This is a genomic window from Sphingomonas sp. BL-S-29 (assembly GCF_055521495.1).
The window spans coordinates 3,827,560-3,848,446 of the sequence record NZ_CM145482.1 but is presented as its reverse complement, the minus strand read 5'-3'; the positions used below and the strand labels follow the sequence as shown (position 1 = coordinate 3,848,446).

The window sequence follows — 20,887 nt, the reverse complement described above, 5'->3', positions numbered from 1 at the left end:
GGAAAATCCGATCATGGCCCGCAGCCATCCGCTCGACATGTACCGCAACATCGGCATCATGGCGCACATCGACGCCGGCAAGACGACGACGACCGAGCGCATCCTCTATTACACCGGCAAGTCCTACAAGATCGGCGAGGTCCATGAGGGCACCGCCACGATGGACTGGATGGAGCAGGAGCAGGAGCGCGGGATCACGATCACGTCGGCCGCAACGACGTGCTTCTGGAACGATCACCGCATCAACATCATCGACACCCCCGGCCACGTCGACTTCACCATTGAAGTCGAGCGTTCGCTGCGCGTGCTCGATGGCGCGGTTGCATGCTTCGACGGCGTTGCCGGTGTCGAGCCGCAGTCCGAGACCGTGTGGCGTCAGGCCGAGAAGTATCACGTCCCGCGGATGTGCTTCATCAACAAGCTCGACCGCACCGGCGCGAACTTCAACATGTGCGTGCAGATGATCAAGGACCGCCTCGGCGCGCGTCCGGCCGTCCTCTATCTGCCGATCGGCCTCGAAGGCGACTTCAAGGGCCTGGTCGACCTGGTCGAGAACCGCGCGATCATCTGGCTCGAAGAGTCGCTCGGCGCGAAGTTCGAATATCAGGACATCCCGGCCGACCTGGCCGACCTGGCTGCAAACGCGCGTTCCGAGCTGATCGAGATGGCCGTCGAGCAGGACGACGACATCATGGAGCAGTATCTCGAGGGCAACGAGCCTGACGTTGCGACCTTGAAGAAGCTGATCCGCAAGGGCACGCTGAACTTCTCGTTCGTGCCGGTGCTCTGCGGCTCCGCGTTCAAGAACAAGGGCGTTCAGCCGCTGCTCGACGCAGTGGTCGACTATCTGCCGTCGCCGCTGGACATCAAGGACGTCGAGGGTCTGAAGCTCGACGGCGTGACGCCGGATACGCGTCCGCCGGCCGACGATGCCCCGTTCTCGGCGCTGGCGTTCAAGATCATGAACGATCCGTTCGTCGGTACGCTGACCTTTGCGCGCATCTATTCGGGCAAGCTCGACGCCGCTTCGATCGTCACCAACTCGGTGAAGGACAAGAAGGAAAAGGTTGGCCGCATGCTGCTGATGCATGCGAACAGCCGCGAGGACATCCAGGAAGCGTTCGCAGGCGACATCGTCGCTCTCGCGGGCCTCAAGGATACCACGACCGGTGACACGCTCTGCGCGCAGAACGCTCCGATCATCCTCGAGCGCATGGAATTCCCGGACCCCGTCATCGAGGTCGCGGTGGAGCCGAAGACGAAGGCCGACCAGGAGAAGATGGGCATCGCGCTCAATCGTCTCGCTCGCGAGGATCCTTCGTTCCGCGTTACGTCCGATGTCGAGAGCGGCCAGACCATCATCAAGGGCATGGGCGAGCTCCATCTCGAGATCCTGGTCGATCGCATGAAGCGCGAGTTCAAGGTCGAGGCAAATGTCGGCGCGCCGCAGGTGGCGTATCGCGAATATCTCGCGAAGCCGATCGAGATGAGCTACACCCACAAGAAGCAGTCGGGTGGTTCGGGTCAGTTCGCCGAGATCAAGATCAAGGTCATTCCCGGCGAGCGCGGTTCTGGCTTCGTCTTCTCCGACCAGATCAAGGGCGGTAACGTTCCGAAGGAATATATCCCGTCGGTCGAGAAGGGCATGCGCGAGACGGCCGAGACCGGATCGCTGATCGGCTTCCCGATCATCGATTTCGAGGTTCAGCTGATCGACGGCAAATATCATGACGTCGACTCGTCGGCGCTGGCGTTCGAAATCTGTGCCCGTGGCGCCATGCGCGAAGCGGCCCAGAAGTCGGGCATCAAGCTGCTCGAGCCGATCATGAAGGTCGAGGTCGTGACGCCGGAGGATTATCTCGGCGACGTGATCGGCGATCTGAACAGCCGTCGTGGCCAGATCCAGGGCACCGACAGCCGCGGCAACGCGACTGCGGTGGAGGCGATCGTCCCGCTGGCGAACATGTTCGGTTACGTGAACCAGCTCCGCTCGTTCAGCCAGGGCCGCGCGCAATATACCATGCAGTTCTCGCATTATGACGAAGTGCCAGCCAACGTTGCCGAAGAAGTGAAGGCGAAGCTGGCGTAACTTGAAATAGGTCGTTAAGGGGCCGCGTTCGCGTGGCGCCCTGAAGGCCGCGAATCTGATTCTAGAAGGTAGGAAAAATGGCTAAAGCAAAGTTCGAGCGGACCAAGCCGCATCTCAACATCGGCACGATCGGCCATGTCGATCACGGCAAGACGTCGCTGACGGCCGCCATCACCAAGGTGTTGGCTGAGACCGGTGGCGCTACGTTCACGAGCTACGCCAACATCGACAAGGCTCCGGAAGAGCGCGAGCGCGGCATCACCATCTCGACCGCACACGTCGAGTATGAGACGACCGCGCGCCACTATGCGCACGTCGATTGCCCGGGCCACGCCGATTATGTGAAGAACATGATCACCGGTGCCGCCCAGATGGACGGCGCGATCCTGGTCGTGTCCGCCACCGACGGCCCGATGCCGCAGACCCGCGAGCACATCCTGCTCGCCCGTCAGGTCGGCGTGCCGACGATGGTCGTGTTCATGAACAAGGTCGATCTGGTCGACGACGAGGAAATCCTCGAACTGGTCGAGATGGAAATCCGCGAGCTGCTCTCGAAGTATGATTTCGACGGCGACAACATCCCGGTCATCCGTGGCTCGGCCGTGTGCGCGCTCGACGACAAGCAGCCCGAGATCGGCCATGACGCCGTGCTCAAGCTGATGCAGGCGGTCGACGAGTACCTCCCGCAGCCCGAGCGTCCGCTCGACAAGCCGTTCATGATGCCGATCGAGGACGTGTTCTCGATCTCGGGTCGCGGCACGGTCGTCACCGGCCGCGTCGAGACCGGCGTTGTGAAGGTCGGCGAGGAAGTCGAGATCGTTGGCATCCACCCGGCAGTCCGCAAGACCACCGTCACGGGCGTCGAAATGTTCCGCAAGCTGCTCGACCAGGGCCAGGCCGGCGACAACATCGGTGCGCTGATCCGCGGCGTCGGCCGTGAAGAGGTCGAGCGTGGCCAGGTTCTCTGCAAGCCGGGCTCGATCAAGCCGCACACCGACTTCCAGTCGGAAGTGTATGTGCTGTCGAAGGACGAGGGCGGCCGTCACACGCCGTTCTTCGCCAACTATCGTCCGCAGTTCTACTTCCGCACCACGGACGTGACCGGCACCGTCGAGCTGCCCGAGGGCACCGAGATGGTCATGCCTGGCGACAACATCGCTCTGGGCGTCAAGCTCATTGCGCCGATCGCCATGGACGTCGGCCAGCGTTTCACCATCCGTGAGGGTGGCCGTACCGTTGGTTCGGGGATTGTCAGCGGCATCTCGAAGTAATATAGACGCGCCTCCGCCCGATTCGCCGCTTTCTCGGTGGCAAATCGGGCGGTTGCTATTTCAGTGAACAATGGTTCGGTTGCTCTCGGGCAACCCGCTCTTTCGCATCGGTAGGGTTATGGAAACGCAGAATATTCGGATTCGTCTGAAGGCATTCGATCATCGTGTGCTCGATCAGGCCACCGGCGACATCGCCGACACGGCGCGCCGCACTGGCGCACTCATCCGCGGCCCCATTCCCCTCCCGACGCGCATCGAGAAGTTCACGGTGAACCGCGGACCGCACATCGACAAGAAGTCGCGTGAGCAGTTCGAGGTCCGTACCTACAAGCGGATGCTGGACATCGTTCAGCCGACCCCGCAGACGGTGGACGCGCTGATGAAGCTCGATCTCGCCGCGGGTGTAGACGTGGAGATCAAGCTGGCCTAAAGGCCGCGCTCCAAAAGAGTTCGGTTTCGCCACTGGCGAGATCAAATACAGGGATACCGCCCGGCTTGCCGGGGTCTGCGTCCCCCGTCACGTTCCCGCTCTCGCGGGAACACCAGCCCGGGACGGGGCACGCATTATATTTTGGGCTGACACGCCCGTCGGAAATCGTTCCGGCGGGCCTCTGTAATAGGAGCATTGATCATGCGCACTGGCGTGATCGCGAAGAAAATGGGGATGACCCGCTTGTTCCAGGACGATGGGCGCCATGTGCCCGTCACCGTCCTGGCACTGGAAAATCTGCAGGTAGTGGCCGTTCGCGAGGCCGACCGTGATGGTTATACCGCTGTCCAGCTTGGTGCTGGCACCGCCAAGGCGAAGAATGTCGCCAAGCCGCAGCGCGGCCACTTCGGCAAGGCCGAAGTCGAGCCTAAGGCGAAGGTTGCCGAATTCCGCGTCTCCGACGACGCCGTGCTCGAAGTGGGCGCCGAGATTTCGGCCGACCATTATGTTGCCGGCCAGATCGTCGACATCCAGGGCGTCACCCAGGGTAAGGGTTTCGCGGGCGGCATGAAGCGTTGGGGCTTCGGCGGTCTGCGCGCCACCCACGGCGTGTCCGTCTCGCACCGTTCGCTCGGTTCGACCGGTCAGCGCCAGGATCCGGGCAAGGTCTTCAAGAACAAGAAGATGGCCGGCCAGATGGGTGACAAGAACCGCACCCAGCAGAATCTCGAAATCGTATCGACCGACGTCGAGCGTGGCCTGATCTTCGTGAAGGGCTCCGTGCCCGGCTCGAAGGGCGGCTGGCTGCTCGTCAAGGACGCCGTCAAGGTCGCCCGTCACGCCGATGCACCGTACCCGGCCGGCCTGAAGGCCGCCGCGAACAGCAACACCGCTCCCGCCGAGACGCCTGCAGAAGACGTCCAGGCCGTGGAAGCGACCGAAGGCCAGGAGGGCTGAACATGAAGGTCACTATTCAGTCCTTCGACGCTGCCGCGAAGGCCAGCGATATCGAGCTCAACGACGAGGTCTTCGGCCTCGATCCGCGCGCCGACATCCTGCACCGCGTCGTCACCTGGCAGCTCGAAAAGCGTCGTGCCACGGCACGCGGCACGCGCGAGCGCGCCGATGTTGCCCGCACCGGCAAGAAGTTCGGTCGCCAGAAGGGCGGCGGTACCGCGCGTCACGGCGATCGCCGCGCTCCGACCTTCGTCGGCGGCGGTAAGGCTCACGGCGCCCGCGTTCGCGATTTCAATCCGTCGCTGAACAAGAAGATCCGCGCTCTTGGTCTGCGCATGGCTCTCAGCAGCCACGCCAAGGCCGGCTCGCTGATTGTCATGGACAGCCTGACCGTCAAGGACAACAAGACCAAGGCGCTGACCGCGGACCTGGCGAAGCTCGGCTTCGGCAAGACCGCGTTGGTGATCGACGGTGATGCAGTCGAGACGAGCTTCGCGCTCGCCGCCGGCAACCTCCGTCAGATCAACGTTCTGCCCGCCGCTGGTGCGAACGTCTACGACATCCTGAAGCATGACACGCTGGTGCTGACGCGCTCCGCTGTCGAAAAGCTGGAGGCGCGCTTCAATGGCTAAGAAGCAGAATGCCGAGATCGACATTCGTCATTATGACGTGATCGTCGCTCCGCACATCACCGAGAAGGCGACCCTGCTCAGCGAGCAGAACGCGGTCGTGTTCAAGGTTTCGAACGACGCGACCAAGCCTGAGATCAAGGCGGCCGTCGAGGCGCTGTTCAACGTCAAGGTCCTGGGGGTCAACACGATCGTCCAGAAGGGCAAGACAAAGAAGTGGAAGGGCACGCCCTACACGCGCTCCGACATGAAGAAGGCGATCGTGACGCTGGCTGATGGTCAGTCGATCGATGTGACGACGGGAATCCAGTAATGGCACTCAAGCATTACAACCCGACCAGCCCGGCACGACGCGGACTTATCCTCGTCGACCGCAGCGGTCTGCACAAGGGCGGCCCGATCAAGGCGCTGACCGAAGGCAAGCGCAAGACTGGCGGCCGCAACAACAAGGGCCATGTGACCTCGCGCGGCATCGCCGGCGGCCACAAGCAGCGCTATCGTCTGATCGACTTCAAGCGTCGCAAGTGGGACGTGGACGGCACGGTCGAGCGGATCGAATATGATCCCAACCGCACCGCCTTCATCGCCCTGATCAAGTATCCGGACGAAGAGCTTGCCTATATCATCGCGCCGCAGCGGCTTGCCGTCGGCGACAAGGTGGTTGCCGGCAAGAAGACCGACGTGAAGCCTGGCAATGCCATGGAACTCGGTCAGATGCCGGTCGGCACGATCGTCCACAACGTCGAGATGAAGCCCGGCAAGGGTGGTCAGCTCGCACGTTCGGCGGGCACCTATGTGCAGGTCGTGGGTCGCGACAAGGGCATGGTGATGGTGCGCCTCAACTCGGGCGAGCAGCGCTATATCCACTCGAACTGCATGGCGACCGTCGGTGCGGTGTCCAACCCGGACAACGGCAACACCAACCTCGCCAAGGCCGGCCGCAACCGTTGGCTGGGCAAGCGCCCGCTGACCCGCGGCGTCGCCAAGAACCCGGTCGACCATCCGCACGGCGGTGGTGAAGGCCGGACCTCGGGCGGCCGTCATCCGGTCACCCCGTGGGGCAAGCCGACCAAGGGTGCACGCACCCGTCACAACAAGGCGACCGACAAGATGATCATCCGGTCGCGTCACGCGAAGAAGAAGGGCTAACCGCAATGGCTCGTTCCGTCTGGAAGGGTCCCTTTGTGGACCTCCATCTGCTCAAGAAGGCAGAGACCGCGCAGGAAACCAACGCGCGTGCGCCGATCAAGACCTGGTCGCGCCGCTCCACGATCCTGCCGCAGTTCGTTGGCCTGACCTTCACCGTTTATAACGGTCGCAAGTTCGTGCCCGTGTCCGTCAACGAGGACATGGTTGGGATGAAGCTCGGCGAATTCGCGCCGACCCGCTACTTCCCCGGCCATGCCGCCGACAAGAAGGGCAAGCGCTGATGTCGAAGGCAAAATCCCCCCGCAAGGTCGGTGAGAAGGAAGCTCTCTCGGTCGGTACGCAGATTCGCGGCTCGGCTCAGAAGCTCGGTCTCGTCGCGGCGCTGATCCGCAACAAGAAGGCCGGCGATGCGATGAACATCCTCGCATTCTCGACCAAGGCGATGGCCGTCGATGCCCGCAAGGTTCTCGCCTCGGCGATCGCCAATGCGGAGAACAACCACAATCTCGACGTCGACGCGCTCGTCGTCTCGGAGGCCTCGGTTGGCAAGTCGATCGTCATGAAGCGTTTCGCGACCCGCGGTCGTGGCAAGTCGACGCGCATCCTCAAGCCGTTCTCGCGGCTGCGGATCGTCGTGCGCGAGCAGGAAGAAGCATAATGGGTCAAAAGAGCAATCCGATCGGTCTGCGTCTCCAGATCAACCGTACCTGGGACAGCCGCTGGTATGCGGAAGGCGCCGATTACGGCCGCCTCCTGCTCGAGGATCTGAAGATCCGCACCTTCATCATGAAGACGCTGCCCCAGGCCGCGATCTCCAAGGTGGTGATCGAGCGTCCGGCCAAGCTGTGCCGCGTGTCCATCTATGCCGCGCGCCCCGGCGTGATCATCGGCAAGAAGGGTGCGGACATCGAGAAGCTGCGCCGTCTCCTCGGCAAGATGACCTCGTCCGACGTGTCGCTGAACATCGTCGAGATTCGCAAGCCTGAAGTCGACGCCAAGCTCGTCGCCCAGGGCATCGCCGATCAGCTCGAGCGTCGTATCGCGTTCCGCCGCGCCATGAAGCGTGCGGTGCAGTCGGCGATGCGCCTTGGCGCAGAGGGTATCCGGATCAATTGCGGCGGCCGTCTCGGCGGCGCCGAGATCGCCCGGTCCGAATGGTACCGCGAAGGCCGCGTTCCGCTGCACACGCTGCGCGCGAACGTGGACTATGCCGAAGCGCAGGCACACACCGCCTATGGCGTGTGCGGCGTGAAGGTCTGGATCTTCAAGGGCGAAATCCTGGGCCATGACCCGATGGCGCAGGACCGGATCATGATGGAGGCTCAAACCTCCGGCGTCCGTCCGGCGCGCTAAGGAACAAGAGCAATGCTGCAACCGAAAAAAACCAAGTTCCGCAAGGCCTTCAAGGGCCGGATCCATGGCGATGCCAAGGGCGGCACGACCCTCAACTTCGGCTCTTACGGGCTGAAGGCGATGGAGCCGGAGCGGATCACCGCACGCCAGATCGAGGCGGCTCGCCGCGCGATCACGCGTCACATCAAGCGCCAGGGGCGTTTGTGGATCCGCGTGTTCCCGGACGTTCCGGTCACGTCGAAGCCCGCCGAAGTCCGCATGGGCAAGGGCAAGGGTTCGCCCGAATATTGGGCCGCCCGGGTCAAGCCCGGCCGGATCCTGTTCGAGCTGGACGGTGTCCCTGGCGATATCGCTGCCGTGGCGTTCAGCCGCGCCGCGATGAAGCTGCCGATCAAGGTGAAGGTCGTTGCCCGTCTCGGCGACACCTCGCATCTGGGAGTTGCATAACATGAGCAAGATCGACACCCGTCGCTCCGACCTCAAGGCGAAGACCGAGGACCAGCTCGACGAGGAGCTGGGCAACCTGAAGCGCGAGGCGTTCAACCTCCGTTTCCAGGCAGCCACGAACCAGCTCGAAAAGCCGAGCCGGGTGCGTGAGGTCCGCCGCGACATCGCTCGCATCAAGACCCTGCAGAGCCAGCGCGTGCGCTCGGCCGAAGCCAAGTAAGGAAGACCGACATGCCGAAGCGTGTGCTGACCGGGGTGATCGTCTCGGACAAGACCGACAAGACGGTGGTGGTGAACGTTGAGCGTAAGGTGAAGCACCCGCTCTACGGCAAGATCATCCGCCGTACGAAGAAGTATCATGCCCATGACGAGGGCAACGAGTTCAAGCAGGGCGAAACCGTGCGGATCGAAGAGACCGCGCCGATCTCCAAGCTGAAGACCTGGAAGGTGATCGAGCGGGTCAACACCCACGCGACCCCCGAGCGGGCAACCATCGACGGCTAAGGCCGAGTTTTAGGCGGGGCCCGGTCGGAATCGGACCCCATGTGAGAAGGAACCGGATCGATGATCCAGATGCAGTCCAATCTCGAGGTCGCTGACAACAGCGGCGCGAAGCGGGTGCAGTGCATCAAGGTGCTTGGCGGGTCCAAGCGCCGGACGGCAGGCGTTGGCGACATCATCGTCGTCAGCATCAAGGAAGCGGCACCCCGTGCCCGCGTGAAGAAGGGCGACGTGCACCGTGCCGTCATCGTGCGTACGGCGAAGGACATTCGCCGCGCCGATGGCACCGTGATCCGCTTCGATTCGAACGCGGCCGTGCTGGTCAACAAGAACGAGGAGCCGATCGGCACCCGTATCTTTGGCCCGGTGGTGCGCGAGCTGCGTGCGCGCAAGCACATGAAGATCATCAGCCTGGCGCCGGAGGTTCTGTAATGGCCGCTGCGAAGATCAAGAAGGGTGACCGCGTCATCGTCCTGTCCGGCAAGGACAAGGGCAAGACCGGTGAAGTCACCCAGGCCCTGCCCAAGGACGGCAAGGTCATCGTGTCGGGCGTGAACATCGCGATCCGTCACACCAAGCCGAGCCAGGGCGACCCCCAGGGCGGCCTGAAGCGCGCCGAAGCGCCGCTGCACGTCTCGAAGGTCGCTCATGTGACCGCCGACGGCAAGCCGACGCGCGTTCGTTTTGAAACCAAGGACGGCAAGAAGGTCCGCGTGGCCGTGAAGTCCGGGGAGACGATCAGTGGCTGATGCAAATCAGAAGGCGGCGCACAAGCCGCGGATGAAGGCGATCTACGAGGATCGCATCGTCAAGGCGATGACCGAGAAGTTCGGTTACAAGAACGTGATGGAGGTCCCGCGCCTCGACAAGATCGTCCTGAACATGGGCGTTGGCGAAGCGACGCAGGACAAGAAGAAGGTCGATCAGGCCGCTGGCGAGATGGAGCTGATCGCAGGTCAGAAGCCCGTCGTCACCAAGGCTAAGAAGTCGATCGCGCAGTTCAAGCTGCGTGAAGGCATGCCGATCGGCGTGAAGGTCACCCTTCGCCGCGAGCGCATGTACGAGTTCCTCGACCGCTTCATCACGATCGCGCTGCCGCGCGTTCGCGATTTCCGCGGGCTGAACCCGAAGAGCTTCGATGGTCGCGGCAACTATGCCTGCGGTCTGAAGGAGCAGCTGATCTTCCCGGAAATCAGCTACGACAAGGTCGACAAGATCCGCGGCATGGACGTGATCGTGACGACCACGGCGAAGACCGACGACGAAGCGCGCGAGCTGCTCCGCCTGTTCGGCTTCCCGTTCCCGATCGAAGCCGACGAAGAAAAGAAGGCAGCGTAAGATGGCTAAGAAGAGTTCTGTGAACAAGAACGAGCGTCGCAAGCTGCTGGTGAAGAAATACGCCGGCGCCTATGCGAAGCTGAAGGCGATCGCGGCGGACAATTCGCTCGATGACGGCGATCGCCTGATCGCTCGCCTGAAGATGGCGGAAATCCCGCGCAACGGTAACCCGACGCGCATCCGCAACCGGTGCGAGGTGACGGGTCGTCCCCGCGCTTATTACCGCAAGTTCCGCCTCTGCCGTATTCAGCTGCGCGATCTGGCCAACAAGGGCCTGATCCCGGGCGTTACGAAGTCGAGCTGGTAAGGATCACGAGATGGCATTGACCGATCCCCTGGGTGATATGCTCACCCGCATCCGCAACGGCCAGCGCGCGCGCAAGGACTCCGTCCTGTCGCCCGCGTCCAAGCTGCGGGCCCGTGTGCTCGACGTGCTTCAGCGCGAGGGCTATATCCGTGGCTACAGCGAAGAAGAGATGGGTCCCGCAAAGGGCATCCGCATCGAGCTGAAATATTTCGAGGGCCAGCCTGCGATCAAGCATGTCGCGCGCGTCTCGAAGCCCGGTCGCCGCGTCTATTCGGGCGCAACCGAGCTGCCCCGCGTCATGAACGGCCTGGGCATCACGATCGTCTCGACGCCTCGCGGCGTTCTGTCCGACGCGGAAGCGCGCGAGCAGAATGTCGGCGGCGAAGTGCTGGCGGAGGTATTCTGATGAGCCGCATCGGTAAAAAGCCGGTCGCGATCCCGAGCGGTACGACCGCGACGATCGAAGGCCAGCAGCTGAGCGTCAAGGGCCCCAAGGGCACCCTGTCCATGCCGCTGCGCGAAGAGATCAGCTACGTCCTCGAGGACGACGGCATCTCGGTGAACCCGGCGAACGACACCAAGCGCGCCCGTGCCTTTTGGGGCATGCAGCGTACCCTGGTGCAGAACCTGATCACCGGCGTGTCGGACGGCTTCACCAAGAAGCTGCTGATCAACGGCGTGGGTTATCGTGCGGACGCCAAGGGCCGGGTGCTGAACCTGAAGCTCGGCTACAGCCACGACGTCAACATCGACGTGCCGGAAGGCCTCGAGGTGAAGACGCCGGACAACACGACCGTCGAGATTTCGGGAACCGACAAGCAGAAGGTCGGTCAGCTGGCCGCGGAGATCCGTCAGTGGCGTAAGCCGGAGCCCTATAAGGGCAAGGGCATCAAGTACGACGGTGAGTTCATCTTCCGCAAGGAAGGGAAAAAGAAGTAATGAGCACCAAAGGTCTCTCCCTCTTTGCGAAGCGCCGTCTTCGCAATCGCACCGCGCTCCGCGGTCGTGCTGCCGGCCGTCCGCGGCTGTCGGTGCACCGTTCGGGCAAGCACATCTATGCTCAGGTGATCGACGACGCCCAGGGCAAGACGGTCGCTTCCGCCTCCACCCTGGAGAAGGACGTGCGCGGCACGTCCGGCGCGAACATCGATGCTGCCGTCCTGGTCGGCAAGCGCGTCGCCGAAGCGGCGAAGCAGGCAGGCGTCACCAAGGTCGTGTTCGACCGTGGGGGCTTCCTGTTCCACGGTCGCGTGAAGGCGCTGGCGGAAGCCGCGCGTGAAGCCGGATTGGAGTTCTAAGAATGGCCGACGAAATCAACACGACGGACGTCGTTGCCGGCGGCGAAACTGCCCCGCAGGACGCGCCGCAGGGCCGTGGTCCGCGTGGCGGCCGTGGCCGTGGCGGCCCGGGCGGCGGCGACAATCGCGGCCGTGGCGGTCGTGACGGCAATCGTGGCCGTCGCGACGATCGTCGCGGCGCGACCGACGATGGCGGCGAAGAGCTGATCGAGAAGCTGGTCCACATCAACCGCGTCTCGAAGACGGTGAAGGGCGGCAAGCGCTTCGGCTTCGCAGCACTCGTCGTCGTGGGCGACGGCAAGGGCCGGGTCGGCTTCGGTCATGGCAAGGCGCGCGAAGTGCCGGAAGCCATTTCCAAGGCGACGGCTGCTGCCAAGAAGGCAATGGTCCGCGTTCCCCTCCGCGAGGGTCGCACGCTGCATCATGACGGCAAGGGCCATTTCGGCGCCGGCCTCGTGACGGTGCGTTCGGCGCCGCAGGGCACCGGCATCATCGCGGGCGGCCCGATGCGCGCCGTCTTCGAGAGCCTGGGCGTGGCCGATGTGGTGACCAAGTCGGTCGGCACGTCGAACCCGTACAACATGATCCGTGCGACCTTCGAGGCGCTGACCACTCAGGTCAGCCCGAAGTCGGTCGCGCAGCGTCGCGGCAAGAAGATCGCCGACCTGCTCGGCCGTGGTGGCTCGCAGGCCGCCGAGGCTGACGCCGCAGCGATCGCGGAGTAAGACAGATGGCGAAGAAGAAAGAAGCCGCCGGCGGCACGATCAAGGTGACCCAGACGGGTTCGCCGATCCGCCGCGAGAAGGATCAGCGCGCGACGCTGATCGGTCTCGGCCTCAACAAGATGCACAAGACGCGCGAATTGCAGGACAGCCCCGAGGTTCGGGGCATGATCCGCAAGGTCGCGCACATGGTATCGGTCGAGGGTTGACCTCAATGATCCTCCCCGTCAGGGGAGGGTGAGGGGCGGAACGGCTCGAACGCAGGTTCGACCTGTTCCGCCCTCAGCCTTTTTAATCAGCGCGACAAAAGCGAAAGCGAGTGCACGACATGAAACTGAACGAACTCCGCGACAATGCAGGTGCCCGCAAGTCCCGTATGCGGGTCGGCCGTGGTATCGGTTCCGGCAAGGGCAAGACCGGCGGCCGCGGCATCAAGGGCCAGAAGAGCCGTGAGGGCGTGTCCATCGCCGGCTTCGAAGGCGGCCAGATGCCGCTCCACATGCGTCTGCCGAAGCGCGGCTTCAACAACATCTTCGCCAAGGATTATGCCGAGGTGAACCTGGGCGCGATCCAGAAGGCCGTCGATGCCGGCAAGATCGAGGCCGGTGCCGCGCTCGACCATGACGCGCTGAAGGCCGCTGGCCTGGCCCGTGGCGGCAAGGACGGCGTCCGTCTGCTCGGCAAGGGCGAATTCTCGGCGAAGCTCAGCTTCACCGTGGCCGGCGCGTCGAAGGGCGCGATCGAGGCGGTCGAGAAGGCAGGCGGCAAGGTCGACGTTCTCGTCGTCGTGCCCGCCGCCGAAAAGGCCAAGGCCAAGAAGGGCGTGGCCCGTCTCGAGCGCATCGCGCACAAGGCTTCGTTCAAGGCGTAATGCCCCGGCGGGCCCCGGCGCGAGCCGGGTACCGCGAGGGGTTTTTGTGATCGGCCTCGCGCCGTTGTCGCGGATCCGGCATCAAAGCCCTTAGACAAGCCCGATCGGGCCCCTATATGAGCGGCGGGGCGGTAAAACGTTTCCCGCCGCTTTTGTTTCCCCCCCAGGCTTTTTTGGGACGATCACACTTATGGCATCCGCAGCCGACTCGATGGCCTCCGGCATCAGCCTGTCGAAATTCTCCCAGGCGACTGATCTCAAGAAGCGCCTGTGGTTCACGATCGGCGCGCTGATCATCTTCCGCATGCTCAGCTATGTGCCGCTGCCGGGCATCGATCCGTCCGTGCTCGCCCAGCTTTCGCAGCACACGTCGGGCGGCGTGCTCGATTTCTTCAACGCCTTTTCGGGCGGCTCGCTCAGCCGGATGAGCCTGATCGCGCTCGGCGTGATGCCCTATATCACTGCCTCGATCGTCGTTCAGCTCGCGACATCTCTGTCGCCGACGCTCGCCGCGATCAAGAAGGAAGGCGAAAGCGGCCGCAAGCGGCTCAACCAATATACCCGCTACGGCACCGTCGGCCTCACCGCGGTGCAGGGCTATTTCATCGCCGTCGGGCTCGAGGCGCTGGGTGCCAGCAATGGCCTGCAGGCCGTGATCGAACCCGGCATGCTGTTCCGTATCGGCGCGGTGGTCAGCCTGGTCGGCGGCACCATGTTCCTGATGTGGATCGGTGAGCAGATCACCAGCCGCGGCATCGGCAACGGCATGTCGCTGATCATCATGGCCGGCATCGTCGCCAGCCTGCCACGTACTCTGTACAACCTGTTCGAGGGCGGCCGCTCCGGCTCGCTCGATGCGGTGCGCCTGATCGGCATCATCATCGCGGTCGTGGCCTTGATCCTCTTCATCTGCTTCATGGAGCGCGCGCAGCGCCGCATCCTGATCCAGTATCCGAAGCGACAGACGCAGCGCGGCATGCAGGCCGATCGCAGCCATCTGCCGCTCAAGCTCAACACCGCGGGCGTGATCCCGCCGATCTTCGCCTCGTCGCTGCTGCTGATGCCGCTGACGATCACTCAGTTCGCCGGCAACCGCGTCGCGGGCGAGAGCTGGTGGGGTGATGTCATCATCGGCCTGAACCAGTATCTCCAGCACGGATCGCCCGTATATATGGGGCTGTACGGCGCGGGCATCATCTTCTTCTCGTTCTTCTACACCGCCGTGGTGTTCAATCCCGAGGAGACGGCCGACAATCTGAAGCGCTATGGCGGCTTCATTCCGGGCATCCGTCCGGGCAAGAACACCGAAACCTATTTCGATTATGTGCTGACGCGCATTACCGTGATCGGTGCGGCCTATCTGACGATCATCTGCCTGTTGCCCGAATATCTGGTGTCGGCGCTGAGCATCCCGTTCTATCTCGGCGGCACCAGCCTGCTGATCGTCGTCAACGTGACGATGGATACGGTGACTCAGATCCAGAGCCACTTGCTCGCGCATCAATATGGCGATCTGATCAAGAAGGCCAAGTTGAAGGGTGGCCGCCTCCGTTGAGAGGGGTGACATCGAAATGAGGGGAACGGCCTTGAATATCATTCTCCTGGGTCCGCCGGGCGCGGGCAAGGGCACCCAGGCGAGCCGGTTGATGGCCGATCGGGGCATGGTCCAGCTTTCCACCGGCGACATGCTGCGCGCCGCGGTGAAGTCCGGCAGCCCGGTTGGCCTCAAGGCCAAATCGGTGATGGAGGCGGGGGAACTCGTCTCGGACGAGATCGTCTCGGGCATCATCGGTGAACGGCTCGACATGCCCGACACGGCCAATGGCGTGATCTTCGACGGCTATCCCCGCACCGCCGCCCAGGCCGAGCAGCTCGACGCGTTGCTGAGCGAGCGCGGCCGGACCCTCGACCATGTGATCGAGCTGAGCGTCGATGAGGAGGCGCTCGTCGACCGCATCGTCGGTCGCTACACCTGCGCCAAGTGCGGCGAGGGCTATCACGATCATTACAAGCAGCCCAGGGTTCCGGGCGTCTGCGATGTGTGCGGCTCGACCGAGTTCAAGCGCCGTCCCGACGACAATGCGGAAACCGTGCGCACCCGCATGGCCGAATATCGCGCCAAGACCGCGCCGATCCTGCCGATCTACGAGGCCCGCGGCCTGGTGTCGCGCGTCGACGGCATGGGGGATATCGACCAGGTGACTCAGGCGATCGAGGCAATCCTCGACGGGAAATAGGCCCGCGTCGCTTGCCGTTCCCGGCGCAGGGCATATGATGCGCCGGGTCAGGGGGAGAGCGTCGATGAAGCCTTTCGGTCCTTTGGGCGCCGTCATCGCGCTGTCGTTTGCCGGCCCGGCGGCAGCCGAAGTCGTGTCCGCCACCCCGACCACGATGGAGATCAGCCAGGTCGTCACGATCGACGCGCCGATTGCCAGGGCCTGGGATACGCTGCGCTCGCCCCAGCGCTGGTGGAGCAAGGAACACACCTACAGCGACAATGCGACCAATCTCTACATGGACGGCCAGGCGACCGGCTGCTTCTGCGAACGTTTCCCCGATCGTCGGGGCAGCGTCGAGCATGCCCGGATCCTCTATATCCAGCCGCCCCAGATGATCCGCCTGTCGGGCGCGCTGGGGCCGCTCCAGGCCGAAGCGGTGGTCGGTACGTTGACCTTCAAGCTTGCCCCTGAAGGCGCGAACGCCACGCGCTTGACGCTCAGCTATATCGTCAGCGGCTATGTCCGCGCCGGCGCCGATACGCTTGCGCCCAAGGTCGACGAGGTCCTGGCGCTGCAGGTGCTGAACCTGAAATCCGCCGCCGAGGCCCCACCGCCGCCCGCCCCGGCGCCGCAGCGTTAGGGCCGGACAAAGCTGAACCCTTCCGTTCGTCGTGAGTAGGGGCTGAGTAGCCGAAGGCGTATCGAAGACCCGTATCGAAGGACATGGCGCGAGGCTTGTCCTTCGATACGCCATTTCGACAAGCTCAATGTCTACTCAGGACGAACGGAGGGGCGATTTGCGCCTTTGCCGCTTCGCCGGCGCTTCATGACGAATTCTTCACATCGCCGTCATCGGCAGGTGCGGGGCGGGCCGCTACTCAGGGTCCGTGCCCAGCGCGCCGGGCACCAAACTCCTTGAATCGGCGTCCGCACTCCCGGGGGCGTCGTGGCCGGCGGAAGGTTCGCTTTCCGCCGGCCAATTTTGCTGTAAAGGCAGAAAGGCACCGACCGGAATGCCGCCGATGACCCGCAAGATCCTGATCGTCGAAGACGACGCCGCGACGGCCGGCTATCTCGCCAAGGGGCTGGGAGAGGCCGGTTTTGCCGTCGAAACCTGTGGGGACGGCCGCGACGGCCTGTTTCTCGCCAGCGAGGGCATTTTCGATCTGATCGTTGCCGACCGCATGTTGCCCGGGCTGAACGGCCTGGCGATGATCGGCGCGATCCGCGCGGCCGGCATCCGTACTCCCGTCCTGATCCTGTCCGCGCTGGCGACGGTCGACGACCGGGTCGATGGGCTTCATGCCGGCGCTGACGATTATCTCGTCAAACCCTTTTCCTTCGCGGAGCTTTCCGCGCGGATCGAGGCGCTGCTCCGCCGCGCCGATCGCGTCGCCAGCGAAAACCAGACGACTCGCCTTGTCGTCGGCGATCTGGAGATCGACCTGCTCGCCCGCACGGTCGCGCGCGACGGCCGGCCGATCGCGCTCGGCGCGCGCGAATTCAACCTGCTCGAATTCCTCGCCCGCCATGCCGGGCAAGTGGTGACGCGCACGATGATGCTCGAAAAGATCTGGAACTATCATTTCGATCCCGGATCGAACGTGGTCGACGTCCATATCGGGCGGCTGCGCCGCAAGATCGAGGAAGGGTTCGCCGCCCCGATTCTCCACACGGTGCGCGGCGCGGGATACCGGCTCTCGGCCGATACCTGATGTGGCGTCTGTCGGTCACGGCGCGCATTGCGTTGCTCGCGATCGCGCTGGCCCTTGTTTCAAATCTTGTCCTGGTGACCTTCATCTGGCGGCAGGTACATGACGACGCGATCGATTCGCTGCGTCGCGATACCGCCGAACAGGCCGATGCGCTCGTCTCGGTCTGGCGGGCAGGTGGGCTGCGCGCGCTCGACCAGACGATCGAGGAAGCGCGGGCCCCTGGCGACCTCTCGCTGATCATCGCGGTGATCGACGGGCGGGGGAAGCGCGTGGCGGGCATCGGCCCGGAAATTGCGACGATCGCTCCATCCGAATCGGTCGATTTCCGCATTGGCCGGATCGGCGCATCGCCGCCCTGGTCGTTGCGCGATGCCGGCTATTCGGTGCGGCGGATCGGCGCCCTGCGCCTCATCAGCGGGCGGATGCTCGACGACTGGGAACAGGTGCAACGCGGGATCGAACGTGCATTGCTGCTTGCCATGCTGTTGTCGCTTGGGCTCGGCATCGTCGGTGGCCTGGTCGTGACCCGCTATGTCGGACGCCGCCTGAACCGGGTCGCCGACGTGATCGAGGGCGTGGCCGGCGGTGACCTGTCACGCCGTGTCGCCAGCGCTTCGGGCGGCGGAGATGCGTTCGACCGGCTTGCCACCCGCCTCAACGCGATGCTCGACAAGGTCGAGCGGCTGATGGTCGAATTGCGGCTGGTCACCGACAGCCTCGCGCATGATCTGCGCTCGCCGCTGGCCAGGCTCAGGACCAAGACCGAGAACGCGGTCCTGCTCGCCGACCCGGCACAGCGCGAGGCGGCGCTCGGCGGACTCCTGACCGAGACCGATCTGGTGATGCGCATGCTGAGCATGCTGATTGAGATCAGCCGGTCGGAATCGGTGTCGCGCGATCGGTTCGCCAGCATCGATCCCGCGGCGTTGATCGAGGAGATCGCCGAACTCTACGCACCCGTGGCCGAGGATGCCGGCCTGCGCTTCGCGACGGTGCTCGACACTCATCCGCCGCGCCTGATCCTCCACCGCGAGTTGATGACCCAGGCGATCGCCAACCTGGTCGACAATGCGCTGCGCCACGGCGCCCAGGGTGGCGAGGTGACCTTGCGGCTGACGGGGCAGGGGGGTGAGGTCCGAATCCAGGTCGAGGATCGTGGGCCCGGCATCGCCGCGGAGGACCGCGAGCAGGCGCTGCGCCGCTTCGGCCGGCTGGACAATGCGCGCAGCACGCCCGGCGCCGGACTTGGTCTGTCGCTGATCGAGGCGGTCGCCCGCTTGCATGGCGGGCGGCTCGAGCTGGGCGATAATGCGCCAGGGCTGATTGCGGCGATCGTTCTGCCGGCGTAAAGGACCTGCGGCGGACGCGCGACGAACCGGTCGATAGTCGGGAATCGGGGTGTCGCGCTTGACATGGGCGACTCGCTCTCCTATTTGGCGATTATTCCGAAACACCGGGTCCCGGCGGCGCATGTTTGCGCACGCCGTTATCTTGCGTTCGGATGTTAACGCGTTGAGATGGGGCGGCTGCAGCCATGCACGCCCTGTGGAGCAGGAGAATAAATTTCATGGCTCGTATTGCGGGTGTCAACATCCCGACCAACAAGCGCGTTGTTATCGCGCTGACCTACATCCACGGCATTGGCGATACCAAGGCCAAGGAAATCACCACCAAGCTGGGCATCGCCCCTGAGCGCCGCGTGCAGGACCTGACCGATCAGGAAGTGCTGCACATCCGCGAAGCGATCGACGCCGACTATACGGTCGAGGGTGATCTTCGTCGCCAGACGGCGATGAACATCAAGCGCCTGATGGATCTGGCCTGCTATCGCGGCCTTCGCCATCGCAAGGGCCTTCCGGTCCGCGGCCAGCGCACGCATACCAATGCGCGCACCCGCAAGGGCAAGGCCAAGCCGATCGCCGGCAAGAAGAAGTGATGCGCTGAGCCGTTCCTTTCGGGGCGGCTCGCCTTCCAGCTACAGGGTTAGGATTTCAACATGGCACGCGAACCTCAGCGCATTAAGCGGCGTGAGCGCAAGAACATCACCTCTGGCGTCGCGCACGTGAACGCCAGCTTCAACAACACCATGATCACGATCACCGATGCCCAGGGCAACGCGATCTCGTGGTCGTCGGCCGGCATGATGGGCTTCAAGGGAAGCCGCAAGTCGACTCCGTATGCGGCCCAGGTCGCAGCCGAGGATGCCGGCAAGAAGGCCGCCGAGCACGGCGTCCGCACGCTCGAAGTGGAAGTAAAGGGTCCGGGTTCGGGCCGCGAGTCGGCGCTTCGCGCGCTGCAGGCGGTCGGCTTCCAGATCACTTCGATCCGCGACGTGACCTCGATCCCGCATAATGGCGTCCGGCCCTCCAAGCGCCGCCGCGTCTGATTTCGTCTCGTCCGCGCGCGGTTGATCGCGCCGCGCGGACGATTCCCACATGGTCTGAGTTACCCCGCTCAGGCCCAAAACCAAGGGGAAGCCCGTGTCCGTCAATGCTAAGAACTGGCAGGAACTGAAGAAGCCCAATGGCCTCGAAAAGAAGCCGGGCGGTGATCCCAAGCGCAAGGCGACTTTCGTGGCCGAACCGCTCGAGCGTGGCTTCGGCCTGACGCTCGGCAACGCGCTGCGTCGCGTGCTGCTCTCCTCGCTTCAGGGCGCTGCCGTTACCTCGATCAAGATCGAGAATGTTCTTCACGAATTCTCGTCGCTTGCCGGCGTGCGTGAAGATGTCACCGACATCGTCCTGAACGTGAAGCAGATCGCGCTTCGCATGCAGGGCGAAGGCCCGAAGCGTCTCCAGCTTTCCGCGACCGGCCCGGCCGACGTGAAGGCCGGCGACATCGCCGTGTCCGGCGATATCGAGGTGATGAACCCCGATCTCGTGATCTGCCACCTCGACGAAGGCGCGACGCTCAACATGGAGCTGACCGCTGACGTTGGTAAGGGCTATGTCGCTGCGGTTGCAAACCGTCCGGCGGATGCTCCGATCGGCCTGATCCCGATCGACGCGCTCTACTCGCCCGTGCGCCAGGTGTCGTACAAGGTCGAGAACACCCGCGTCGGCCAGGAACTGGATTACGACAAGCTGACGCTGACCATCGAGACCGACGGCACGATCACGCCCGAGGACGCAGTCGGTTATGCCGGCCGCATCCTGCAGGACCAGCTCGCGCTGTTCGTTCACTTCGACGATTCGTCGGTCCGTCCGTCGGCACCGATCGGCCATGCCGCGCCGTCTTCGGCCGGCGAGGTTTCGGGCGATACCCAGCAGATCAATCGTTACCTTCTCAAGAAGGTCGACGAGCTCGAACTGTCGGTGCGTTCGGCCAACTGCCTCAAGAACGACAACATCATCTATATCGGCGATCTGGTCCAGAAGACCGAAGCAGAGATGCTGCGCACCCCGAATTTCGGCCGCAAGTCGCTGAACGAAATCAAGGAAGTGCTGTCGTCGATGGGTCTGCGCCTCGGCATGGAAATCCCGGGCTGGCCGCCTGAGAACATCGAAGAGATGGCCAAGAAGCTTGAGCAGGAAATCATGGGGTAAGCGGCGCGCCACAAACCTGGCGTCGCCCCGGCGGAGGCCGGGGCCG

General features: G+C 63.9%; 31 protein-coding genes. All 31 read left to right on the top strand.

What is annotated here, in order from left to right; all coding sequences use genetic code 11:
• Nucleotides 1–13 precede the first annotated feature (13 nt).
• The 31 genes from fusA to ACZ1I2_RS18020 all read left to right on the top strand — a co-directional run bounded on the left by fusA (nucleotide 14) and on the right by ACZ1I2_RS18020 (nucleotide 20,841).
• Nucleotides 14–2,089, top strand: a complete 2,076-nt coding sequence (fusA, locus tag ACZ1I2_RS18170) for an elongation factor G (protein ID WP_465172775.1) — start codon at nucleotides 14–16, stop codon at nucleotides 2,087–2,089.
• A 77-nt stretch (nucleotides 2,090–2,166) separates the two neighbouring features.
• Nucleotides 2,167–3,360 carry an elongation factor Tu gene (tuf, locus tag ACZ1I2_RS18165; RefSeq protein ID WP_343890830.1) on the top strand — a complete coding sequence of 398 codons (1,194 nt, stop codon included), beginning with the start codon at nucleotides 2,167–2,169 and terminating at the stop codon, nucleotides 3,358–3,360.
• A 118-nt stretch (nucleotides 3,361–3,478) separates the two neighbouring features.
• Nucleotides 3,479–3,790, top strand: coding sequence for a 30S ribosomal protein S10 (gene rpsJ / locus ACZ1I2_RS18160; RefSeq protein WP_034161642.1), 312 nt, complete (start codon nucleotides 3,479–3,481; stop codon nucleotides 3,788–3,790).
• Between the two features lie 201 nt (nucleotides 3,791–3,991).
• A complete protein-coding gene (gene rplC / locus ACZ1I2_RS18155) occupies nucleotides 3,992–4,747 on the top strand; it encodes a 50S ribosomal protein L3 (RefSeq protein WP_465172776.1) in 756 nt (251 codons plus the stop codon).
• Nucleotides 4,748–4,749: 2 nt separating this feature from the next.
• A complete protein-coding gene (gene rplD, locus ACZ1I2_RS18150) occupies nucleotides 4,750–5,379 on the top strand; it encodes a 50S ribosomal protein L4 (RefSeq protein ID WP_465176308.1) in 630 nt (209 codons plus the stop codon).
• The gene (locus tag ACZ1I2_RS18145; protein WP_465176309.1) at nucleotides 5,372–5,689 is read left to right on the top strand and encodes a 50S ribosomal protein L23; all 318 of its coding nucleotides are present in this window, start codon (nucleotides 5,372–5,374) and stop codon (nucleotides 5,687–5,689) included. Before rplD ends, ACZ1I2_RS18145 begins: the two co-directional genes overlap by 8 nt.
• Nucleotides 5,689–6,525, top strand: a complete 837-nt coding sequence (rplB, locus tag ACZ1I2_RS18140; protein ID WP_272626159.1) for a 50S ribosomal protein L2 — start codon at nucleotides 5,689–5,691, stop codon at nucleotides 6,523–6,525. The genes ACZ1I2_RS18145 and rplB overlap by 1 nt, the downstream gene beginning before the upstream one ends.
• A 5-nt stretch (nucleotides 6,526–6,530) precedes the next feature.
• A complete protein-coding gene (gene rpsS / locus ACZ1I2_RS18135; protein WP_034161646.1) occupies nucleotides 6,531–6,806 on the top strand; it encodes a 30S ribosomal protein S19 in 276 nt (91 codons plus the stop codon).
• Complete coding sequence (gene rplV, locus ACZ1I2_RS18130) at nucleotides 6,806–7,183, top strand: 50S ribosomal protein L22 (RefSeq protein WP_272626161.1); 378 nt, start codon at nucleotides 6,806–6,808, stop codon at nucleotides 7,181–7,183. Before rpsS ends, rplV begins: the two co-directional genes overlap by 1 nt.
• Nucleotides 7,183–7,878: a 30S ribosomal protein S3 gene (rpsC, locus tag ACZ1I2_RS18125; protein ID WP_372852037.1), complete on the top strand. Its 696-nt coding sequence runs from the start codon at nucleotides 7,183–7,185 to the stop codon at nucleotides 7,876–7,878. The genes rplV and rpsC overlap by 1 nt, the downstream gene beginning before the upstream one ends.
• A gap of 12 nt (nucleotides 7,879–7,890) precedes the next feature.
• Nucleotides 7,891–8,325, top strand: coding sequence for a 50S ribosomal protein L16 (gene rplP, locus ACZ1I2_RS18120; RefSeq protein ID WP_272626165.1), 435 nt, complete (start codon nucleotides 7,891–7,893; stop codon nucleotides 8,323–8,325).
• 1 nt (nucleotide 8,326) lies between these two features.
• Complete coding sequence (rpmC, locus tag ACZ1I2_RS18115; RefSeq protein ID WP_465172779.1) at nucleotides 8,327–8,545, top strand: 50S ribosomal protein L29; 219 nt, start codon at nucleotides 8,327–8,329, stop codon at nucleotides 8,543–8,545.
• 11 nt (nucleotides 8,546–8,556) lie between these two features.
• Nucleotides 8,557–8,829, top strand: coding sequence for a 30S ribosomal protein S17 (rpsQ, locus tag ACZ1I2_RS18110; protein ID WP_372852031.1), 273 nt, complete (start codon nucleotides 8,557–8,559; stop codon nucleotides 8,827–8,829).
• A 60-nt stretch (nucleotides 8,830–8,889) separates the two neighbouring features.
• On the top strand, nucleotides 8,890–9,258 hold the full coding sequence (gene rplN, locus ACZ1I2_RS18105; RefSeq protein WP_332716285.1) for a 50S ribosomal protein L14: 369 nt from the start codon (nucleotides 8,890–8,892) through the stop codon (nucleotides 9,256–9,258).
• Nucleotides 9,258–9,575 (top strand): 50S ribosomal protein L24, encoded by a 318-nt coding sequence (gene rplX, locus ACZ1I2_RS18100; RefSeq protein ID WP_301085640.1) that lies wholly within the window; start codon nucleotides 9,258–9,260, stop codon nucleotides 9,573–9,575. The genes rplN and rplX overlap by 1 nt, the downstream gene beginning before the upstream one ends.
• A 31-nt stretch (nucleotides 9,576–9,606) precedes the next feature.
• On the top strand, nucleotides 9,607–10,164 hold the full coding sequence (gene rplE, locus ACZ1I2_RS18095; RefSeq protein WP_465173901.1) for a 50S ribosomal protein L5: 558 nt from the start codon (nucleotides 9,607–9,609) through the stop codon (nucleotides 10,162–10,164).
• 1 nt (nucleotide 10,165) lies between these two features.
• Nucleotides 10,166–10,471 carry a 30S ribosomal protein S14 gene (rpsN, locus tag ACZ1I2_RS18090; protein ID WP_372852027.1) on the top strand — a complete coding sequence of 102 codons (306 nt, stop codon included), beginning with the start codon at nucleotides 10,166–10,168 and terminating at the stop codon, nucleotides 10,469–10,471.
• A gap of 10 nt (nucleotides 10,472–10,481) precedes the next feature.
• Entirely contained in the window at nucleotides 10,482–10,877 is a 396-nt protein-coding gene (gene rpsH / locus ACZ1I2_RS18085) for a 30S ribosomal protein S8 (RefSeq protein ID WP_272626176.1), read from the top strand.
• Entirely contained in the window at nucleotides 10,877–11,410 is a 534-nt protein-coding gene (rplF, locus tag ACZ1I2_RS18080; protein ID WP_465172780.1) for a 50S ribosomal protein L6, read from the top strand. The genes rpsH and rplF overlap by 1 nt, the downstream gene beginning before the upstream one ends.
• On the top strand, nucleotides 11,410–11,769 hold the full coding sequence (gene rplR / locus ACZ1I2_RS18075; protein WP_465172781.1) for a 50S ribosomal protein L18: 360 nt from the start codon (nucleotides 11,410–11,412) through the stop codon (nucleotides 11,767–11,769). The genes rplF and rplR overlap by 1 nt, the downstream gene beginning before the upstream one ends.
• A gap of 2 nt (nucleotides 11,770–11,771) precedes the next feature.
• Nucleotides 11,772–12,494 carry a 30S ribosomal protein S5 gene (gene rpsE / locus ACZ1I2_RS18070; RefSeq protein ID WP_465176310.1) on the top strand — a complete coding sequence of 241 codons (723 nt, stop codon included), beginning with the start codon at nucleotides 11,772–11,774 and terminating at the stop codon, nucleotides 12,492–12,494.
• 5 nt (nucleotides 12,495–12,499) lie between these two features.
• Entirely contained in the window at nucleotides 12,500–12,700 is a 201-nt protein-coding gene (gene rpmD, locus ACZ1I2_RS18065; protein WP_272626183.1) for a 50S ribosomal protein L30, read from the top strand.
• 119 nt (nucleotides 12,701–12,819) lie between these two features.
• On the top strand, nucleotides 12,820–13,362 hold the full coding sequence (rplO, locus tag ACZ1I2_RS18060; protein WP_465176311.1) for a 50S ribosomal protein L15: 543 nt from the start codon (nucleotides 12,820–12,822) through the stop codon (nucleotides 13,360–13,362).
• A 190-nt stretch (nucleotides 13,363–13,552) separates the two neighbouring features.
• A complete protein-coding gene (gene secY, locus ACZ1I2_RS18055; protein WP_465176312.1) occupies nucleotides 13,553–14,917 on the top strand; it encodes a preprotein translocase subunit SecY in 1,365 nt (454 codons plus the stop codon).
• 31 nt (nucleotides 14,918–14,948) lie between these two features.
• Nucleotides 14,949–15,599, top strand: coding sequence for an adenylate kinase (locus ACZ1I2_RS18050; RefSeq protein WP_465172785.1), 651 nt, complete (start codon nucleotides 14,949–14,951; stop codon nucleotides 15,597–15,599).
• Between the two features lie 64 nt (nucleotides 15,600–15,663).
• Nucleotides 15,664–16,221 carry an SRPBCC family protein gene (locus ACZ1I2_RS18045; protein WP_465176313.1) on the top strand — a complete coding sequence of 186 codons (558 nt, stop codon included), beginning with the start codon at nucleotides 15,664–15,666 and terminating at the stop codon, nucleotides 16,219–16,221.
• A 382-nt stretch (nucleotides 16,222–16,603) separates the two neighbouring features.
• Nucleotides 16,604–17,296: a winged helix-turn-helix domain-containing protein gene (locus tag ACZ1I2_RS18040; RefSeq protein WP_465172787.1), complete on the top strand. Its 693-nt coding sequence runs from the start codon at nucleotides 16,604–16,606 to the stop codon at nucleotides 17,294–17,296.
• Nucleotides 17,296–18,645 (top strand): sensor histidine kinase, encoded by a 1,350-nt coding sequence (locus ACZ1I2_RS18035; RefSeq protein ID WP_465176314.1) that lies wholly within the window; start codon nucleotides 17,296–17,298, stop codon nucleotides 18,643–18,645. Before ACZ1I2_RS18040 ends, ACZ1I2_RS18035 begins: the two co-directional genes overlap by 1 nt.
• 218 nt (nucleotides 18,646–18,863) lie before the next feature.
• Entirely contained in the window at nucleotides 18,864–19,232 is a 369-nt protein-coding gene (gene rpsM, locus ACZ1I2_RS18030; protein ID WP_465172789.1) for a 30S ribosomal protein S13, read from the top strand.
• 60 nt (nucleotides 19,233–19,292) lie between these two features.
• Nucleotides 19,293–19,682 (top strand): 30S ribosomal protein S11, encoded by a 390-nt coding sequence (gene rpsK, locus ACZ1I2_RS18025; RefSeq protein ID WP_034161671.1) that lies wholly within the window; start codon nucleotides 19,293–19,295, stop codon nucleotides 19,680–19,682.
• Nucleotides 19,683–19,776: 94 nt separating this feature from the next.
• On the top strand, nucleotides 19,777–20,841 hold the full coding sequence (locus ACZ1I2_RS18020) for a DNA-directed RNA polymerase subunit alpha (protein ID WP_372852003.1): 1,065 nt from the start codon (nucleotides 19,777–19,779) through the stop codon (nucleotides 20,839–20,841).
• Nucleotides 20,842–20,887: the final 46 nt, after the last annotated feature.

What these genes read in the sequence shown, in the direction of transcription:
- rplD (WP_465176308.1), top strand. Translation starts at nt 4,750, where the DNA reads ATGAAGGTCACTATTCAGTCCTTCGACGCTGCCGCGAAGGCCAGCGAT.
- rpsE (WP_465176310.1), top strand. Translation starts at nt 11,772, where the DNA reads ATGGCCGACGAAATCAACACGACGGACGTCGTTGCCGGCGGCGAAACT.
- rpsS (WP_034161646.1), top strand. Translation starts at nt 6,531, where the DNA reads ATGGCTCGTTCCGTCTGGAAGGGTCCCTTTGTGGACCTCCATCTGCTC.
- rpmD (WP_272626183.1), top strand. Translation starts at nt 12,500, where the DNA reads ATGGCGAAGAAGAAAGAAGCCGCCGGCGGCACGATCAAGGTGACCCAG.
- rplE (WP_465173901.1), top strand. Translation starts at nt 9,607, where the DNA reads ATGAAGGCGATCTACGAGGATCGCATCGTCAAGGCGATGACCGAGAAG.
- ACZ1I2_RS18040 (WP_465172787.1), top strand. Translation starts at nt 16,604, where the DNA reads ATGACCCGCAAGATCCTGATCGTCGAAGACGACGCCGCGACGGCCGGC.
- rplR (WP_465172781.1), top strand. Translation starts at nt 11,410, where the DNA reads ATGAGCACCAAAGGTCTCTCCCTCTTTGCGAAGCGCCGTCTTCGCAAT.
- rpsQ (WP_372852031.1), top strand. Translation starts at nt 8,557, where the DNA reads ATGCCGAAGCGTGTGCTGACCGGGGTGATCGTCTCGGACAAGACCGAC.
- rplP (WP_272626165.1), top strand. Translation starts at nt 7,891, where the DNA reads ATGCTGCAACCGAAAAAAACCAAGTTCCGCAAGGCCTTCAAGGGCCGG.
- ACZ1I2_RS18035 (WP_465176314.1), top strand. Translation starts at nt 17,296, where the DNA reads ATGTGGCGTCTGTCGGTCACGGCGCGCATTGCGTTGCTCGCGATCGCG.
- rpsC (WP_372852037.1), top strand. Translation starts at nt 7,183, where the DNA reads ATGGGTCAAAAGAGCAATCCGATCGGTCTGCGTCTCCAGATCAACCGT.
- tuf (WP_343890830.1), top strand. Translation starts at nt 2,167, where the DNA reads ATGGCTAAAGCAAAGTTCGAGCGGACCAAGCCGCATCTCAACATCGGC.
- rpsK (WP_034161671.1), top strand. Translation starts at nt 19,293, where the DNA reads ATGGCACGCGAACCTCAGCGCATTAAGCGGCGTGAGCGCAAGAACATC.
- rpmC (WP_465172779.1), top strand. Translation starts at nt 8,327, where the DNA reads ATGAGCAAGATCGACACCCGTCGCTCCGACCTCAAGGCGAAGACCGAG.
- ACZ1I2_RS18045 (WP_465176313.1), top strand. Translation starts at nt 15,664, where the DNA reads ATGAAGCCTTTCGGTCCTTTGGGCGCCGTCATCGCGCTGTCGTTTGCC.
- secY (WP_465176312.1), top strand. Translation starts at nt 13,553, where the DNA reads ATGGCATCCGCAGCCGACTCGATGGCCTCCGGCATCAGCCTGTCGAAA.
- rpsH (WP_272626176.1), top strand. Translation starts at nt 10,482, where the DNA reads ATGGCATTGACCGATCCCCTGGGTGATATGCTCACCCGCATCCGCAAC.
- rplX (WP_301085640.1), top strand. Translation starts at nt 9,258, where the DNA reads ATGGCCGCTGCGAAGATCAAGAAGGGTGACCGCGTCATCGTCCTGTCC.
- rpsJ (WP_034161642.1), top strand. Translation starts at nt 3,479, where the DNA reads ATGGAAACGCAGAATATTCGGATTCGTCTGAAGGCATTCGATCATCGT.
- fusA (WP_465172775.1), top strand. Translation starts at nt 14, where the DNA reads ATGGCCCGCAGCCATCCGCTCGACATGTACCGCAACATCGGCATCATG.
- rpsN (WP_372852027.1), top strand. Translation starts at nt 10,166, where the DNA reads ATGGCTAAGAAGAGTTCTGTGAACAAGAACGAGCGTCGCAAGCTGCTG.
- rplC (WP_465172776.1), top strand. Translation starts at nt 3,992, where the DNA reads ATGCGCACTGGCGTGATCGCGAAGAAAATGGGGATGACCCGCTTGTTC.
- rplF (WP_465172780.1), top strand. Translation starts at nt 10,877, where the DNA reads ATGAGCCGCATCGGTAAAAAGCCGGTCGCGATCCCGAGCGGTACGACC.
- rplN (WP_332716285.1), top strand. Translation starts at nt 8,890, where the DNA reads ATGATCCAGATGCAGTCCAATCTCGAGGTCGCTGACAACAGCGGCGCG.
- rplV (WP_272626161.1), top strand. Translation starts at nt 6,806, where the DNA reads ATGTCGAAGGCAAAATCCCCCCGCAAGGTCGGTGAGAAGGAAGCTCTC.
- ACZ1I2_RS18145 (WP_465176309.1), top strand. Translation starts at nt 5,372, where the DNA reads ATGGCTAAGAAGCAGAATGCCGAGATCGACATTCGTCATTATGACGTG.
- rplB (WP_272626159.1), top strand. Translation starts at nt 5,689, where the DNA reads ATGGCACTCAAGCATTACAACCCGACCAGCCCGGCACGACGCGGACTT.
- rpsM (WP_465172789.1), top strand. Translation starts at nt 18,864, where the DNA reads ATGGCTCGTATTGCGGGTGTCAACATCCCGACCAACAAGCGCGTTGTT.
- rplO (WP_465176311.1), top strand. Translation starts at nt 12,820, where the DNA reads ATGAAACTGAACGAACTCCGCGACAATGCAGGTGCCCGCAAGTCCCGT.